At 65.9% G+C, this 16,485-nt stretch carries 12 protein-coding genes and 1 tRNA gene; 8 read left to right on the top strand and 5 right to left on the bottom strand.

Annotation, left to right across the window (positions count from 1 at the left end):
- Positions 1 to 35 precede the first annotated feature (35 nt).
- The 3 genes from M1D93_RS04425 to M1D93_RS04415 all read right to left on the bottom strand — a co-directional run bounded on the left by M1D93_RS04425 (position 36) and on the right by M1D93_RS04415 (position 3,639).
- A complete protein-coding gene (locus M1D93_RS04425) occupies positions 36 to 1,121 on the bottom strand; it encodes an IS110 family RNA-guided transposase (protein WP_461173964.1) in 1,086 nt (361 codons plus the stop codon).
- Positions 1,094 to 1,300: a hypothetical protein gene (locus tag M1D93_RS04420; RefSeq protein ID WP_461173963.1), complete on the bottom strand. Its 207-nt coding sequence runs from the start codon at positions 1,298 to 1,300 to the stop codon at positions 1,094 to 1,096. The genes M1D93_RS04425 and M1D93_RS04420 overlap by 28 nt, the downstream gene beginning before the upstream one ends.
- A 398-nt stretch (positions 1,301 to 1,698) precedes the next feature.
- Positions 1,699 to 3,639: an FAD/NAD(P)-binding protein gene (locus M1D93_RS04415; protein WP_461173962.1), complete on the bottom strand. Its 1,941-nt coding sequence runs from the start codon at positions 3,637 to 3,639 to the stop codon at positions 1,699 to 1,701.
- 85 nt (positions 3,640 to 3,724) lie between these two features.
- On the opposite strand from M1D93_RS04415, the gene M1D93_RS04410 reads away from it, so the two are divergent.
- The 4 genes from M1D93_RS04410 (at position 3,725) to M1D93_RS04395 (ending at position 8,264) form a co-directional block, all read left to right on the top strand.
- Positions 3,725 to 5,968 (top strand): prolyl oligopeptidase family serine peptidase, encoded by a 2,244-nt coding sequence (locus M1D93_RS04410; RefSeq protein ID WP_461173961.1) that lies wholly within the window; start codon positions 3,725 to 3,727, stop codon positions 5,966 to 5,968.
- Positions 5,969 to 5,970: 2 nt separating this feature from the next.
- Positions 5,971 to 6,498 carry a GNAT family N-acetyltransferase gene (locus M1D93_RS04405; RefSeq protein ID WP_461173960.1) on the top strand — a complete coding sequence of 176 codons (528 nt, stop codon included), beginning with the start codon at positions 5,971 to 5,973 and terminating at the stop codon, positions 6,496 to 6,498.
- Between the two features lie 98 nt (positions 6,499 to 6,596).
- Positions 6,597 to 6,684: transfer RNA gene (locus M1D93_RS04400), tRNA-Ser, on the top strand.
- 149 nt (positions 6,685 to 6,833) lie between these two features.
- Positions 6,834 to 8,264, top strand: a complete 1,431-nt coding sequence (locus M1D93_RS04395) for an MFS transporter (RefSeq protein ID WP_461173959.1) — start codon at positions 6,834 to 6,836, stop codon at positions 8,262 to 8,264.
- Positions 8,265 to 8,433: 169 nt separating this feature from the next.
- Here M1D93_RS04395 and M1D93_RS04390 read toward each other — a convergent pair whose 3' ends face one another.
- A complete protein-coding gene (locus M1D93_RS04390; RefSeq protein ID WP_461173958.1) occupies positions 8,434 to 10,626 on the bottom strand; it encodes a RecQ family ATP-dependent DNA helicase in 2,193 nt (730 codons plus the stop codon).
- 160 nt (positions 10,627 to 10,786) lie between these two features.
- Here M1D93_RS04390 and M1D93_RS04385 point away from each other — a divergent pair, with 160 nt between their 5' ends.
- The 4 genes from M1D93_RS04385 to M1D93_RS04370 all read left to right on the top strand — a co-directional run bounded on the left by M1D93_RS04385 (position 10,787) and on the right by M1D93_RS04370 (position 14,505).
- A complete protein-coding gene (locus M1D93_RS04385; protein WP_461173957.1) occupies positions 10,787 to 12,205 on the top strand; it encodes a phosphomannomutase/phosphoglucomutase in 1,419 nt (472 codons plus the stop codon).
- A gap of 7 nt (positions 12,206 to 12,212) precedes the next feature.
- Positions 12,213 to 12,710 (top strand): hypothetical protein, encoded by a 498-nt coding sequence (locus M1D93_RS04380; RefSeq protein WP_461173956.1) that lies wholly within the window; start codon positions 12,213 to 12,215, stop codon positions 12,708 to 12,710.
- 13 nt (positions 12,711 to 12,723) lie between these two features.
- Positions 12,724 to 13,173: an RrF2 family transcriptional regulator gene (locus M1D93_RS04375; protein ID WP_461173955.1), complete on the top strand. Its 450-nt coding sequence runs from the start codon at positions 12,724 to 12,726 to the stop codon at positions 13,171 to 13,173.
- A gap of 171 nt (positions 13,174 to 13,344) precedes the next feature.
- Positions 13,345 to 14,505 carry a globin domain-containing protein gene (locus M1D93_RS04370; protein WP_461173954.1) on the top strand — a complete coding sequence of 387 codons (1,161 nt, stop codon included), beginning with the start codon at positions 13,345 to 13,347 and terminating at the stop codon, positions 14,503 to 14,505.
- Positions 14,506 to 14,609: 104 nt separating this feature from the next.
- Here the strand turns inward: M1D93_RS04370 and M1D93_RS04365 are convergent, their stop codons facing one another.
- Entirely contained in the window at positions 14,610 to 16,436 is a 1,827-nt protein-coding gene (locus M1D93_RS04365; protein ID WP_461173953.1) for a phosphoenolpyruvate carboxykinase (GTP), read from the bottom strand.
- Between the last annotated feature and the right edge of the window lie 49 nt (positions 16,437 to 16,485).

Below are 16,485 nucleotides of genomic sequence, written 5' to 3'. Positions count from 1 at the left end.
GTCTGGCGGGTGTTTGTATAAAGGTGGGGTGCGGGTCAGGCTGCGGGTGTGAGGGTGACGGTGTAACCGAGGGCTTCGAGCTGGCGGATGTGGCCGCGCTTTCTGCTCTCGGGGTCGGTGCGGCGGCTGAAGTGGTCCGCGCCGAGGTCGTGGAACTGGGCGTCGGGGTCTTGGAGCAGGTGCCAGATGATGATGAGGATGGACCGTCCGACGGCGACGATGGCGCGTTTCTTGCCCCGGCGCCGGGCGATCCTTCGGTAGCGTTCGCCCAGGAAGGTATCCGTTCTGCCGACTCCGACGGCGGCCTCGCCCAGGACCCGGGCGAGGTAGCGGTTACCGTGTCCGGTGGAGCCGTTGCCCTTCGTTTTTCCTGCAGAGGAGCTGATGCCTGGGGAGAACTTTGCCCAGGAACACAGGTGCCCCTCGGTCGGGAACCGTGACATGTCGGCCCCGATCTCAGCGAGAATAACGGCGGCGGCAATGGGGCCGATGCCCGGGATCTCATCCAGGCGTACCGCCGCTTCCGCGAAAGGGGCCAGGTTCGCCTCGATCTGTTCATCGACCGCGGCGATGTCGGCGTCGATGCCGTCGATCCGGGCCAGCATCCGGGCCAACAGGAAGCGGTGGTGGTCATCGAAGTGGCCGGTGAAGGCCTCCTCGAGTTCGGTGATCTTCGTCCGCATCCGGGTCCGCGCCATTTGCGCGAGCACGCCGGGGTTCCGTTCGCCTGCGATGAGCGCGGCCATCATTTCCCGCCCGGATACCCCGAAAATGTCCGAAGCGACGACGGAGAGCTTGATGCAGGCGTCTTCGAGTAGTTTTTCGACCCGGTTCTTCTCCGCGGTCCGGGTTCCGACCAGATCGATCCGGTACCGGGTCAGGTCCCGCAGTTGCCGGATTGGGGCGGGCGGGACAAAACTGGGCCTGATCATCTGCCGTTCGGCCACCTTGCAGAGCCACACCGAGTCGAGCACGTCCGTCTTCGGACGCCCCGGCAGGTGCCTGACATCCCGGGCGTTGACCAGCCACGGCTCGAGCCCGTGCGCCTCCAGGAGGTAAAACACCGGCTTCCAGTAATCGGAGGTCGCCTCCATCACCACCCGCTCGATACGCAGGTCCACCAGTTCGCCAGTTCCGTCAAGGACCGGCTCATCGTCGAATGAGTGGAGACCTCCTGCAGCCGTTTCCTCGGGTTCCCCTCCGCAGGGACCCGGACACAACACACGAGTTCGGCTTTGCCGATATCCAGGGCAGCGACCCTGGCAATGATCTGTTCCTCATCCTGGGTTGCGGCCAACATGGCCTACTCATCTCCTCGCCCGAAATATCCGCCAATAGATAAAGCGGCCGCCCGCGGGGATCACCGGGGGAAATCGGAAATCTAGTCCTCGTTCTCGGCAAAAGAAACAGTGAAGGGCCCACGGCGGGATCCCCGGCGCCCGGCTTAATGACGGCCTGAAAGAACCATAGTGACTACGGCGTCGCAGGCGACCACAGGCACATTTTCAGCCCGGAACGGGCGCCCCGCAAGGGGCATACAGGCTTAATGTGCTTTTTCCGCCGACGCTCTCTCATCGAGGTGAGGGAGCGTTGGGGATTAAGGCACATCAGGTGAGAGAGCGTTGGGGCTTAAGGCACATCACGTGAGAGATGGTTGGCGTTTAAGGCACATCAGGTGAGAGAGGGTTGGGGGGTTTGCTACAGCGCAAGAATCGCGCCGGCGATTTCGTCGGCGTCGCGCAGCGTTCGCTGGCCGCTGCGGTAGTTCGGCCCCCCAGCCTGGACGGCTTCCGCCGCGATCGCTGTGCCCCACTGCGTGGATGAGAGCTGCAGCCCCAGCACGTAGAGGCCTTCCGTCACGGAACCGTTCGCTGCCAGCGGCCTGTAGGGGTGCGGCTCCACGTCCAGGCCTGTGGACTGCACGGGAGCACCCTCCACCGACATCATGAGGCGCGGCCGCACCAGGCCGTCCGCCAGCAGCTGCTCCAAGACCGGCGAATCGTTCGCGGACACCCTGTTGCCGGGTGCCAGGGCCTCCACCATCGTCCGTGCAACCACTGGCGCAACGTCCACCCACGGCGAGAAGGCAGTGAAGAACCCGTTCCTGCGGTCCACCCCCAACTTGGGGTCCGGACCGACAAAACTGACCACTCCTGCCCTGGCCAGGGCGGCGAGCTGTTCGGACCGCAGCGCAGGAGGCCCGCTGGCAAGTCCTTCCACAAACGACTCGAACCAGCCACGCAGTCCCGCGACCCAGGATTCATCGGTGATGCCGCCGTCGGCTACCGCTGTTTTCAGCACCGCGCGCCCGTGGTGGAGGGCGCCGATGGCCATTTTCACCGGGTCATCCTCGCCGAGCGCCGAGCGGCGCGCATCGTCCAGCAGGTACTCCACGACGTCGGCGTCCAGTTCGGCGCGCGACGCAAAGGACCGCCCCGCCAGCGGCGCCGCCAGACCCGGCAGGTCCAGCCGGTGCCGGGGCCCGACGTGGACAGCCAGGACGCTCTCCACACTGTCCTCCCAGTTCGCGGCACTGTGCGCGTGCGGGTGGAGTGCCTCATCCAGTGCTTCGAGGAAGGCTGCAGAATCAGGCACCGCATTGGGCTGCGAGCGCACCAGGGTGGAGTAATAGGCCCAGAGCGCATCGCGGTGCAGGAGAGGCCAGAAATCATGGTCGAACGCAGGGCGGATGCCGGCCTTGGTGAAGCGGTCCAGCGCAGACTCGGTGAAGTAGCGCAAGGTGACGGAAGCCGGGTAGTAGCCGTTTAGCGCAGCTTTGGCCCGATAGGGCGTTCCCCGGCGGGAGGCGGCAATGATGCGCGGCTCCTGGCCCGACGGCTCGTAGCGGAGCACCGAACCGTGGCTGATGAATTTGCCGCCCCGGCCTTCGGTCAACTGGCCCATGGTGTCGAAGAAGTTCAGCCCCATGCCCCGGACCAGGACAGGTTCGCCGGCAGGAATCAGGGACCAATCGACGTCGGCGGGAACAGCGGGCGGGAAATACCGCAGGCCCAACTGCTCCGCGGAAGCCTGCAGCTCCCGCTGTTCAGGATTCAGGCGGGACGGGATGTGGCCCAGCGCCAGCACGACGGATCCGGTGCGAAGCGTCGCTCCGGTGGCCAGTCCGACGTCGAACATTCCGTCGCCCGAGGGGCGCACCGACAGTGCGGAGGTGTCGTGGAAGTCGATGGTGACGCCGTCGGGCGCGTTTCGCGTCAGCTCCTCCAGGGTGCTGCGGAGGTACCGGCCGTACAGAGCCCGGCTGGGAAAATCGCTGGAGGCCAGGACCGCGAGCTCCGCGCGCTCTTCTTCAGTCAGGGACGGTGAAGGGTCCTTCTGCTGCCGGGCCCGCCACTGGTCGAAGGTGGTGCCCGCGACCGGCGGCGCCAGGGCAGGGTCCTGCGGGATCAGCGTGGGATAGAAGGACTGCGTGTTCATCAGGAACAGCCGCGACTGCCCCGGCTGCCACACGTGGCCCGGACCTGCCGGATAGGGATCGATGACGTCGATATGGAGCCGCACCGGGCCGGCGCCGGACGCGATCAGCGCGGCGCTGCGGGCAAGCAGGCGTTCCAGGACACTGGTGCCCCGGGGACCTGCCCCGATAACGGCGGTCCGGATGCTCTGCGTTTTTTCCACGGCATCCAGAGTACGGGCTGAAATCAAAGTGTGCGCTGGACGCTTGACTTGCCAGCCGTCCGCGGATGTTGTTTGGATGGGGCGCATGACCGCCACTGCAGCTGATCCAGCGCCCGCCCCCGGTACCGGCACCACGCCCGGCACAGCACCGTCGGGCATCGCGCCCGAGCCCACGGACGAAAACGTCTGGCTCGAGGAGATCTACGGCGAGCAGCAGCTGGCGTGGGTGAAAGAGCAGAATTCACGCACGGAAGACCTGCTGGAGGACGCCGGCTACGTGGAACTCGAGGGCAGAATCCTGGAGGTACTGGACTCCACGGACAGGATCGCCATGGTGGGCAAGCGCGGCGACTGGTACTACAACTTCTGGAAGGACCAGCAGAACCCCAAGGGCCTGTGGCGCCGCACCACCTGGGACAGCTACTGCACTGATACGCCCGACTGGGATGTCCTGCTGGACGTCGACGCCCTGTCCGCCGCCGAGGGCGAAGAATGGGTCTTCCACGGGGCGACTTTCCTCCGCCCTGCCCCGGGTGCGCCCTACCGCCTGGCGCTGCTGGCGCTTTCCCCTGACGGCGGCGACGCCAACCGCTACCGGGAATTCGACGTGGAGTCGCGCACGTTCGTGGACCCCGCGCAGGGCGGCTTTGACCTGCCGACGGCAAAGGGGAACGTGTCGTGGCTGGATGCAGACGAGCTGCTGGTGGCCTCCACCGCGGAGGGCCTTCCGCGGACTGCGTCCTCGTACGCCCGGACAGCGGTCACCCTCAAGCGCGGCGCCTCCCTGGCCCAAGCACCCCGCCTGTTCGAGGTGCCGGAGAACCACATGATGGCAGTGGTGGCCCACGACTCCACACCGGGGTTCGAAAGGACCTTCGCGGTTGACTACATCGACTTTTACAACAGGAGCAATTACGTTCTGAGCGAGGGTTCCTGGACGGCCATCGACGTTCCCACCGACGTCAACGTCAGTGCACATCGCGAATGGCTGCTGTTCCGCCCCCAGCAGGACTGGGTGCTGAACGGGTCAACCTACCCTGCTGGATCGCTCCTCGCCGCCCGGCTTGAGGACTACCTGGCCGGTGCTCGCGAGATGTCCGTGCTGTTCACCCCGGACGCCAGCACCTCGCTGCAGTCCTGGAGCTGGACCCGGAACTTCCTGCTGCTCAACCTGCTGAAGGACGTGTCCTCCGAGATTCGAGTCCTCGACCCGTCCCGGCCAACGGCCGAGGCCACCGGAGCATGGGAGTCCAGTCCCCTGGATGCCTGCCCGCCGCTGCACGACGTCAACGCCTACGCAGTGGACGACGAAGACGAGGCCGACGCCGGCGCGGGCGACGACTTCTGGCTCGTCGCCACGGGTTTCACCACCCCCAGCACGCTGATGCGGGGCACCCTGACGCGCGCCGCAGCGGGGACACCAGGGGTGGTGAGCAGGCACGCGACAGTCAAGACTTCGCCGTCGTTCTTTGCCGACGAAAACTATGAAGTGCAGCAGCACTTCGCAGTTTCCGACGACGGAACCCGGGTTCCCTACTTCCAGGTTGCCTCCCGCAACCTCCCGCTGGACGGGCAAAACCCCACCCAGCTCTCCGGCTACGGCGGTTTTGAGGTTTCCCGCACCCCTGCCTACAGCGGCACTGTGGGCAGGGCATGGCTGGAACGCCGCACGTCCGCTTCCGCCGGCACCAACGGAGAAGCGCAGCACTCCAGGGGCGGCGTGTACGTGGTGGCCAACATCCGCGGCGGCGGCGAATACGGGCCGGGATGGCACCGGGCAGCCCTGCACGAGAATCGGCATAAGGCTTACCAGGACTTCGCGGCCGTGGCGCGGCACCTGATCTCCCGCGGTGTCACCTCCCCGGAGCGGCTGGGCTGCGTGGGCGGGTCCAACGGCGGGCTCCTGGTGGGCAATATGCTGACGCAGTACCCCGAACTGTTCGGAGCTGTCTCCTGCGGCGTGCCGCTGCTCGATATGCGCCGCTACACCAAGCTGTCCGCCGGCCACTCGTGGATTGCGGAGTACGGTGACCCTGACGTCCCGGAGCAGTGGGAGTACATTAAGACGTTCTCCCCCTACCACCTGCTCAAGGACGGGGTGGAATATCCGCAGACGTTCATCTGGACCGCAACGTCCGACGACCGGGTCGGTCCGGTGCAGGCGCGCAAGATGGCTGCCCGGATGCTGGCCATGGGCATCCCGAACGTGTGGTTCCACGAGGCCCTTGAGGGCGGACACGCCGGAGCGTCGGACAACCGGCAGGCTGCGGCGCTGCAGGCCCGCAGCCAGCATTTCCTCTGGAAGGCGCTGGCGGGCGGGATGGTGTAGCGGTGTCCCTGGCCGTGCGGCGGGCGGTGCGGAGTGACGTGGAGCGGCTGGCGGAGGTCCACGTCCGCTGCTGGCAGGAAACCTACCGCGGCATGCTGTCCGAGGGGTTCCTGGCATCACAGGGCCCCGACAACCGGCTGCCGCTGTGGCGCCACCTCCTCGACACTGCGGAGCCCGCGGAAGCCTGGGTTGCGTGCGACGAAAACGTGATCGTAGGATTCGCGGGCATCCGACGGGTACCTGCTGGTGATTCCTTCCACCCATCAGAGCCGCCACTGTCCGGGGACCTGGAATTGTGGGGACTCTACCTGTTGGCATCGCACCAGGGGCTGGGATTGGGGCGCCGCCTCCTGGAGTCAGCACTGGGCGACAGCGCGGCAAGCCTGTGGGTGGCAGCCGGGAACGGCCGTGCGATCGGCTTCTACAGCCACTTCGGGTTCGCGCCTGATGGTGCCGAGGACCTGATCCCCGACTGGGAAAACCTGCACGAAATCAGGATGGTGCGGTCCGGGCACGCCCCGGGCCTGTAGGCGGCGGGCGATTCCCGGGGCACTTTGAGGCGCCGGCTGATCCGTTTTGCGCTGCGTGGCACGTTCTGCGTATCCTTGGTGGGCTAGGAATAGCAATTGGAGACGTGCCAGAGCGGCCGAATGGGCTTCACTGCTAATGAAGTGTGGGGCACAACTCCACCGGGGGTTCAAATCCCCCCGTCTCCGCGTTTGGCCCCGGTCCTGGACCGGGGCCTTTTGCGTACCAGCGACGTTGCCGGGTTATATGACACGTTGCCCGCCGCCCCGGCGCCCTTCCCCGTCCGGGGTACGGACAGGTGCCACCCCGGGTGCCGCAGCGGTGGAATGATGAACGGATGGCAGCAAGCAACATGGTGGATGAGACGCCAGGCAACACGCAGGCGTGGAGTCCGCGCCTGGCACTGCTGGTGGCCGCCACCTTCTTTATGGAGTTTCTGGACGGCACCGTCCTCACCACGGCCATCCCCAACATCGCAGAGGACTTCCAGGTCGCCGCCGCGGACGTGGGCATCACCATGACGGCGTACCTGCTGACGGTAGCCATGGGCATCCCGCTGAGCGGCTGGCTTGCTGAACGGTTTGGCGCCCGCCGTGTCTTTTGCCTGGCCATTGCAATCTTCACCGTTGCGTCCCTGGCTTGCTCGCTGAGCCCGGACCTCACGGCGCTCACCCTCAGCAGGGTCGCGCAGGGGTTTGGCGGCGCCATGATGGTTCCCGTCGGAACCCTTCTGGTCCTTCGCGGGACACCGAAAGCCGAACTGCTCCGCGCCACGGCGTTCCTGGTGTGGCCCGGCCTCCTGGCCCCGGTCCTCGCTCCCTTGGTGGGCGGGGCGCTCACGACCTACCTGTCCTGGCACTGGATCTTCCTGATCAATCTCCCGCTGGGTGCGGCCGCCTTCCTGTTCGCACTGCGCCTCGTCCCGGCGGCGGCGGGTGACCGGGGGCGGCGGCTGGACTGGCTTGGGCTGTTCCTTACGACGCTCGGCGTGGGGGCTTTGGTGGTGGGCCTCGAACTGGCAAACACCCACCCCGCTCCCTGGGCGGCCCTCAGTGCAGGAGCAGGGGCGGTGGCTGTCGCCTGTGCCGTTTTGTGGATGCGGAGGAGCCGCAATCCACTCTTTGACCTCGGCGTCTTCAGCACCCGGACGTTCAGGGCCATGGCCACCGGCGGGTTCGCCTACCGGCTGACCATCAGCTCCGTCCCTTTCCTGCTGCCCCTGATGTTCCAGGCCGGGTTCGGTTGGTCGCCGCTGCATGCCGGCGCCATGGTGGCGGCTGTGTTCATCGGCAACATCGGTATCAAGCCGGCTACAACTCCCCTCATCCGGCGTTTCGGCTTCAAGGCGATGCTCGTCTTTGCCTCGGTTGCCTCGGCGGCCACCTTCGCGCTCTGCGCCCTGCTGACGGCAGAGACACCCGAGCCGCTGACCTTCGCCCTGCTGGTGTGCAGCGGGGCTTTCCGCTCGATCGGTTTCTCGGCCTACGCGTCAGTTCAGTACGCGGACATTGCGCCGGCGCAGCTCACCTCGGCGAACACTGTTTCTGCCACCCTCGTCCAGCTCGCCGCTGCCGCCGGCATTGCAGTGGGGGCGCTGCTGGTCCGGCTGTTCGACGGGTTGGGCACCTTTCCCGACGACGCCGCCGGGCCCTTCCGCGGGGCCTTCATTGCCATGGCAGTGCTGATGCTGGCCAGCACGGCGGACAGCCTGTTCCTGCCGCGGCAGGCCGGCGCGGAGGTCAGCCGGCGCAAAGCCCAGCGGGTGTAGGCTCCGTGGTCCTGGCCATTGCCGGCCGCCCGGGAGCAACCGTCCCCGCCAGTCTGACGTCCGCTGCTTGTGCTGGGCTGGTCCTTCCGTCCTGAGGCCCGGTTCTCTCCTCAGCCGTCGTTGAGCCCGCTGCATTGGCTCGGCCGGCCTGGTTTCACCCCGCCTGGTTTCACCCCGCCTGGGCAAGGGCCAGCGGGAGGACCGCTCCCGCACCGGCCTGCCGAAGGGCGCGGCCGGCAACGGTCAACGTCCAGCGGCTGTCCGTGAGGTCATCAATCAGCATTACCGGCTGGCCCTGCACAGCGGCCAGCGCAGCTTCGAGGTCGGGCCCGACCACCAGCCGGTCCCAGATGCCGGCCAACCGGTAGGCGCTGTTGCCGCCGCGGCCTCCGGTGGGACCACCATGGGCCAACTGCAGCCCGCCAAGGTAGGGAATGCGCCCGATGTCCGAGATTCCCCTGGCCAGTGAGCCCACCAGCTCGGGCTTGCTCCGGGACGGAATACTCACGATCGCGGCGGGCCGGCCCACTCCGCTCCAACCAGGGTTGCGGGCGTCCCCGGTACCCCACTCCCGCAGAACCTGCACGCAGGCCTGCAGCATGGCCGGATCCACGGGACGGTCTTCAGCTCCGGCGGCAAAGAGCCCGCGCAATGCACCACCCCAGCCAAGGTCCGTCAGCCGGGCCAGGACACGCCCCTCGGCCAAACCTTCCGCTGGTTTGAGCTTCCCCTTGACCGGCACGCCCAGGCGGTCCATGCCGCTGGGCCACTGAAGCCTGGCTTCCAAAATCCCGCCTGCCCTGCTGAGGGTCTGGCCGGCTGCCTCCGTTGCGGTTTCTGCGATGTCTGCGGGGAACCAACGCCCGGCGCAGTTGTCGCACCGGCCGCAGGCATGGGCGGTTTCGTCGTCGAGGACGGAAGTGATGTATTCCATCCGGCATCCGGCGGTGTCCTGGTAGATCACCATGGAGTCCTGCTCGTCCACGCGGGCCTCAGCGATCCGCCGGTAGCGCTCTTCGTCGTAGACCCATGGCTGGCCCGTTGCCCGCCAGCCGCCTCCCACCCGCTCCACTGCGCCATCAACGGACAGGACCTTAAGCAGCAGTTCCAACGGGGTGCGGCGGAGGTCAACCCGAGCTTCCAGGGCCACCGTGGAGAGCGCAGTGCCGGCATCCGCCAAGGCAGTGAGGACGGCCGATGCTTTTTCTTCGGAGGGCATGGAGGCGGTGGCGAAGTACTGCCAGATATCGCGGTCCTCCGAGCCCGGAAGCAACAGGACATCGGCATTGGCCGCACCGCGGCCGGCACGGCCCACCTGCTGGTAGTAGGCCACCGGGGAAGACGGCGCGCCCAGGTGAACCACGAAGCCCAGGTCAGGCTTGTCGAAGCCCATGCCCAAGGCCGAAGTGGCCACCAGCGCCTTGACCTGGTTGTCCTTCAGCAGCTGCTCGGCGCGTTCCCTGTCAGCTGGATCGGTGCGGCCGGTATACGCCAGTACGTCGTGCCCCGCTTCGGCGAGGAGCCGGGCAGTGTCTTCTGCCGCCGACACGGTCAAGGTATAGATGATGCCGCTTCCGGGCAGGTCTGCCAGATGTGTCAGGAGCCAGCCCAGGCGCTGCTTCGAGTCCGGCAGGGACAGGACGCCCAGCCGCAGTGAGTCACGCCCCAGGGAACCGCGGATGGTGAGGACACCGTCCCCAAGCTGCTCCTCGATGTCATGCACCACCCGGGAGTTTGCCGTGGCGGTGGTTGCCAGCACCGGAACCGTGTCCGGCAGTTGGGTGATCAGGTCCGCAATGCGCCGGTAGTCGGGGCGGAAGTCGTGGCCCCAGTCGGAGATGCAGTGCGCCTCGTCAATAACCAGCAGGCCGGTCCGCCGGATCAGCTCCGGCAGCTGGGTTTCCCGGAAGGCCGGGTTGGTGAGCCGCTCCGGCGAGACCAACAGCACGTCCACCTGGTCAGCGGCCAACTGTTCCCGGACGGTGTCCCATTCCAGCTGGTTGGCGGAGTTGATGGCGACGGCACGCACCCCGGCACGGGCGGCGGCAGCCACCTGGTCCCGCATCAGAGCGAGGAGCGGGGAAACGATCAAGGTGGGCCCGGCACCCCGGCGCCGCAAGAGCAGGGAAGCCACAAAATAGACTGCCGACTTCCCCCAGCCCGTGCGCTGGACTACCAGAGCCCTCCGGCCGCCGTCGACCAATGCCTCGATTGCTTCAAACTGGCCCTCATGGAAGCCGGCCATTGGGTTGCCCACGAGCTCGCGAAGAACGGTGAGTGCCTGCGCATGCGTTGCTGTCAAGGAAGGGACGTCAGTGGTTGGCGCTTCGGAAAGTACAGTGCCGTGCTGGTTATCGACCATTGATTCAGTATCCCAGCCACGTCCGACACTTAGGAGCACTGTGGCTGCTATGTGGATTTTGGCTAAGCCGGCCAGCCGAATGCCCTCACACAGATGCGTTTGTCCACAAAAATAGCCCTACGTTAATTGCCGGGCTCCGGCTTCACCGTAAGATAAGCCCGTGACTAGCGAACAGACAACGGCTTTTGACCTTTCGGCATCCTTCAAGGCGTACGACGTGCGGGGCATCGTGGGCGAGTCCATTACCGCCGAAATCGTTGAAGCCGTGGGGGCAGCGTTCGTGGATGTCCTGCAGCTCCAGGACCAGACGATCCTGGTGGGCGGCGACATGCGCCCCTCCTCCCCCGAGTTCAGCAAGGCTTTCGCCAGCGGCGCAGTTGCCCGCGGAGCCGACGTTGAGCTCCTCGACCTCATCTCCACCGACGAACTGTACTTCGCCTGCGGATACCTGAACCGTGCCGGTGCCACCTTTACCGCCAGCCACAACCCCGCCGGCTACAACGGCATCAAGATGTCCAAGGCCGGGGCCGTGCCCATTTCCTCGGAAACAGGCCTCAAAGACATCCAGGCCCTTGCCGAGCAGTACCTCAACACCGGCTCCATCCCTGCTGTCGCGAAACGAGGTCAGATCAGCGTCCGGGACGTGCTCAAGGACTACTCCGAGTACCTCCGCAAGCTGGTGGACCTCTCCGGTTCCCGTCCATTGAAGGTGGTGGTGGATGCAGGAAACGGCATGGCCGGCCTCACTACCCCCGCAGTCCTGGGCGACGCTCTGCTCCCCAAATTGCCTCTGGACATCGTTCCCCTGTACTTCGAGCTGGACGGCTCCTTCCCCAACCATCCCGCCAACCCGCTTGAACCTGAGAACCTCCGGGACCTGCAGGCTGCAGTGCTGCAACACGGCGCGGACATCGGCTTGGCGTTCGACGGTGACGCCGACCGCTGCTTCGTCATCGACGAGAATGGTGAGCCCGTCTCACCGTCCGCCATCACGGGGATGGTGGCGCGCCGCGAGATCGCCCGCGCCAAGGCGCAGGGCGAAGCCACCCCCACCATCATCCACAACCTCCTCACCTCGCGTGCCGTGCCCGAACTCGTGGAACACGACGGCGGCAGGGCGGTCCGCACCCGGGTTGGCCATTCCTTCATCAAGGCAGTCATGGCCAAGGAAGGGGCGGTGTTCGGCGGAGAGCACTCAGCCCACTTCTACTTCCGTGACTTCTGGAATGCGGACACCGGCATGCTCGCGGCAATGCACGTCCTGGCTGCCCTGGGCGAGCAGGACGGTCCGCTTTCTGAACTGGGCCGCGAGTACGAGCCCTACGTATCCTCGGGCGAGATCAACTCCGAAGTGGAGGACAAAGCCGCAGCAGTTGAGCGCGTCCGCCTGGACTTTGCAGACGAAGACATCACCATCGACGGCATGGACGGCAGCACGTTCACGGCCAATGACGGCAGCTACTGGTTCAACCTGCGCCCGTCCAACACCGAGCCGTTCCTCCGGCTCAACGCTGAGGCTACGGACCGGGCCACAATGGAGCGTATCCGGGACCGCGTCTTGTCGATGGTCCGGGCCTAGTCCACGCATGGCTGACAGCGCATTGGGCTCCGGAGGGGGCACCGGCGGGCAAGCGTCCTGGCGTGACACCGTTCCCGAGAGCACGGCTACGGACCTTGAGAACCTTCTGGGAACAGGCATCAGCGCCGCGCAGGAACAGCTCCAGCGCAACGGCGGCTTCCTGCCATTCGCCCTGACGGTACAGAACGACGGCGAGGTCCGCCTGGTTGCCGTGTCCCCCGCGGACGCGGCGGAAGGCTCCGGCGGAGACTTCGACGCCGATGCCATGATCAGCGACCTCACCGCCCTGCTGCGCCAGAACCGGGACGACTTCCGGGCCGCGGCTGTGGTCTGCGACATCCTGCTGGTGGAGGAGGACACGGACGCCATCCATGTGGCCACCGAGCACCGCGAGGGCCCGGTATTTGCCGCGGTTTTGCCCTATTCGGCCGACGCCGTCACCCGAACGTGGGAGTTCGGCGAGCTCGCGGCTGACGCCAGCGAGCCCGCCATCTGGGTGGACTAGACCGCGTCCGGCCATGAAAATCAATGCTTTTGCAGACGTGAGCCTGCGGGCACTCATGGTGCTTGCAGCCGCCCCTGGCGGCACCCTGCTTACCACGCAAAACATTGCCGATACCGTGGGGACGCCCTACAACCATGTCAGCAAGGCCATGGCCAAGCTACGCAACCTGGGGCTGATCGAGGTGGAGCGGGGCCGCACGGGCGGTTTCAGGCTGAGCCACGCAGGCCGTGAAGCCACGGTGGGCCAGATCCTCCGCCTGCTCGACACCCGAAGTGATGCCGCTGAGTGCGTTGCACCCAGCGGCAACTGCCCGCTTATCAACGATTGCAAGCTCCGCACGGCACTGTCACGGGCGCGCGAGGCGTTTTACCACGAGCTTGACGGTGTAGTGATCGCCGATCTTCCCGCTTCCCGGCAGATGGCCCCGGTCTTCGAAATTATCGGACTTCGCCCGGGGCTTTAGGCCCTGCCTGGAACATCTTCCCTGACCGTTACGTGGACTGCAGGCGCATGGGCCGCAGGATTTGATCCGAAGTTCTACAGCGTGTAGAACTTGGGATGAATACAAGCATCTGCAATGCAAGTATTCGCAAAGGCCGGGCGAAGGGCCCCGGTCCCTACCTCAGGAGTTCCTATGCTCTCGGACAAATCCCGCCCCGTCATCGAGGCAACGCGGCCGCTCGTTGGTGCACGCATCAGTGAAATTACGCCCAAGTTTTACCAACGGCTGTTCGCCGCGCATCCCGAACTCCTGGACGGCCTGTTCAGCCGCTCCAACCAGCGCTCCGGCAACCAGCAGCAGGCCCTGGCAGGCAGTATCGCGGCCTTCGCCACGCACCTCGTCAACAATCCGGGCACCCTCCCCGAGACTGTCCTCTCGCGGATCGCCCACCGGCACGCCTCCCTGGGCATCACGGAACCGCAGTACCAGGTGGTCTACGAGCACCTGTTCGCGGCCATCGCCGAGGACCTGGCAGAGGTCATTACGCCCGAAATCGCGGAAGCCTGGACAGAGGTGTACTGGCTTATGGCGGACGCGTTGATCAAACTCGAGAAGGCGCTGTACGCAGGGCAGGCGAATGACAGGATGTGGATGCCATGGCGGGTGGCTGCCAAAACTCCCGCCGGGGCCGGATCAACAACCTTCACCCTTGAGCCCGCAGACGAAGCCCCGGTGACGCCGGCGCTTCCCGGCCAGTACATCAGCGTCAAAGTGGTCCTGCCTGAGGGACTTCGCCAGGTGCGCCAGTATTCCCTGTCGGGCGAAGCGGGCACCAGCCGCAGCTTCACCACCAAGCTGGATGACGGCGGCGAGGTCTCACCTGTCCTTCACAACAGCGTGCAGGTGGGCGACATCCTGGAAATCTCCAACCCGTACGGCGAGATCACCCTCAAGGACGGGGACGGTCCGGTGGTGCTGGCGTCCGCCGGCATCGGCTGCACGCCCACCGCGTCAATCCTGCGCTCCCTGGCTGATTCCGGGTCCGAACGGCAGGTGCTGGTACTTCACGCCGAGAGCGCCCTGGACAGCTGGGCCCTGCGCAGCCAGATGACTGCCGACGTCGAGCGCCTGGATGGTGCCGAGCTGCGGCTGTGGCTGGAGCAGCCTGCAGCGGGGGCCGAGGCGGGTTTTATGTCGTTGCGCGAAGTGGACCTTCCGGCCGATGCTTCCCTCTACCTGTGCGGCCCTCTGCCCTTTATGAAGACCATCCGCAACGAGGCAATCAACGCCGGGATCCCCGCTACCCGGATCCACTACGAGGTGTTCGGCCCGGACATCTGGCTGGCCGGCTGAGTCCCCCACCGCCTCCCTGGCAACGAACGACGACGGCCCCGCACCCTTTGTTGGAAGGGTGCGGGGCCGTCGTCGCACTTAAGACGCCGTTGTACTTAAGGGGTTCACCCCAGCCGGGACTTCAGGCTGGTGAGCTCCGACTGGAGCGCGTCGGGAAGCGATCCGCCGAAGTTGGCGAACCATTCCTCGATGGAGGCCAGTTCAGCTGCCCACTCGGTCGGGTCCACCTTAACTGCTTCCTCCACCTGGGCGGGGGTCATGTCCAGGCCTTCCAGATCGATCGAATCGCCGGTAGGCACGAAACCGATCGGGGTCTCAACAGCATCCGCTGTACCCTCAAGGCGTTCGATGGCCCACTTGAGGACACGGGCGTTGTCGCCGAATCCGGGCCAGGCGAAGCCGCCCTCAGAGTTCCGGCGGAACCAGTTGACCAGGAAAATCTTGGGCAGCCGCTCGGGGTTGGCCTTTGCGGAGAGGTTGACCCAGTGGTTCAGGTAGTCGCCTGCGTCGTAACCGATGAAGGGCAGCATGGCCATGGGGTCGCGGCGCACCACGCCCACTGCACCCGCTGCGGCGGCCGTTGTTTCCGAGGACAGCGTGGCCCCCATGAAGATGCCGTTTGACCAGCTGCGTGCCTCGGTAACGAGGGGGATGGTGGTCTTGCGCCGGCCGCCGAACAGAATGGCCGAAAGCTCAACCCCGTTGGGGCTGTGGTACTCCTCGGCGAGCATGTCGATCTGGTCGATCGGCGTGCAGAAGCGCGAGTTGGGGTGCGCTGCGGGCTTGTCAGAGTCCGGGGTCCAGGAGTTGCCCTGCCAGTCGGTGAGGTGAGCGGGGACTTCCTCGGTCATGCCCTCCCACCAGACGCCGCCGTCGTCGGTCAGTGCCACGTTGGTGAAGATGCTGTTGCCCTTGGCGATGGCCCGCATGGCGTTGGGGTTGGTGCCCCAGCCCGTGCCGGGGGCAACGCCGAAGAGGCCTGCTTCAGGGTTGACGGCGCGCAGTTCGCCTTCCTTGCCGAACCGCATCCAGGTGATGTCGTCACCGAGGGTTTCGACCTTCCAGCCCTTGATGGTGGGATCCAGGAGGGCAAGGTTTGTCTTGCCGCAGGCGGACGGGAAGGCAGCGGAGACGTAGTACGTCTTTTGTTCGGGCGAGGTGAGCTTGAGGATGAGCATGTGCTCGGCCAGCCAGCCCTCGTCACGGGCCATCACGGAGGCGATGCGCAGGGCGTAGCACTTCTTGCCCAGCAGTGCGTTGCCGCCGTAGCCCGAGCCGAAGGACCAGATGGACCGCTCTTCCGGGAAGTGGACGATCCACTTGTCCGGGTTGCAGGGCCAGGGCACGTCTGCCTGGCCGGCCTCGAGCGGGGCCCCCAGCGAGTGCAGCGCAGGGACGTAGAACGCGTTGGTTTCGGTGATGCGGTTCAGGACATCGGTGCCGATCCGGGCCATGATGCGCATCGAAGCCACAACGTAGGCGCTGTCCGTGATCTCGACGCCGAATTTAGGGTCCTCGGCGTCGAGGTGGCCCATAACGAACGGGATGACGTACATGGTCCGGCCACGCATGGACCCGGCGAACAGGCCGCGAAGCTTGTCCTTCATTTCTGCCGGCGCCATCCAGTTGTTCGTAAACCCGGCGTCGTGCTCCTTCTCGGAGCAAATGAAGGTCTGCTCCTCCACGCGGGCCACGTCAGCGGGATCGGAGAAAGCAGCGAAAGAATTGGGAAAGAGGTCCTGGTTCAGGCGGGTCAGAGTTCCTGCCGCGACCAGTTCGTCGGTAAGGCGGGTGTTCTCCTCTTCGGAGCCGTCGACCCAGTAGATCCGGTCCGGCTGCGTAAGCTCAGCAACCTCTTCGACCCATGCCAGCAGACCGGCATGTGTGGTGGGTGCATTCTCAAGCAGCGGCTTTTGCGCCAGATCGCCCATTTCGGTTCCCTTCCTCGGGTTCATCGGTGTGTGCTAAATGCTATGGTCC

Source organism: Arthrobacter sp. Z1-9 (genome assembly GCF_054792695.1).
This window is presented reverse-complemented; position numbering and strand designations above follow the sequence as displayed.

Coding starts and splice junctions, on each gene's coding strand:
- M1D93_RS04395 (WP_461173959.1), top strand. CDS start 6,834: ATGGCAGCAAGCAACATGGTGGATGAGACGCCAGGCAACACGCAGGCG.
- M1D93_RS04365 (WP_461173953.1), bottom strand. CDS start 16,436: ATGGGCGATCTGGCGCAAAAGCCGCTGCTTGAGAATGCACCCACCACA.
- M1D93_RS04375 (WP_461173955.1), top strand. CDS start 12,724: ATGAAAATCAATGCTTTTGCAGACGTGAGCCTGCGGGCACTCATGGTG.
- M1D93_RS04420 (WP_461173963.1), bottom strand. CDS start 1,300: ATGTTGGCCGCAACCCAGGATGAGGAACAGATCATTGCCAGGGTCGCT.
- M1D93_RS04370 (WP_461173954.1), top strand. CDS start 13,345: ATGCTCTCGGACAAATCCCGCCCCGTCATCGAGGCAACGCGGCCGCTC.
- M1D93_RS04390 (WP_461173958.1), bottom strand. CDS start 10,626: ATGGTCGATAACCAGCACGGCACTGTACTTTCCGAAGCGCCAACCACT.
- M1D93_RS04380 (WP_461173956.1), top strand. CDS start 12,213: ATGGCTGACAGCGCATTGGGCTCCGGAGGGGGCACCGGCGGGCAAGCG.
- M1D93_RS04410 (WP_461173961.1), top strand. CDS start 3,725: ATGACCGCCACTGCAGCTGATCCAGCGCCCGCCCCCGGTACCGGCACC.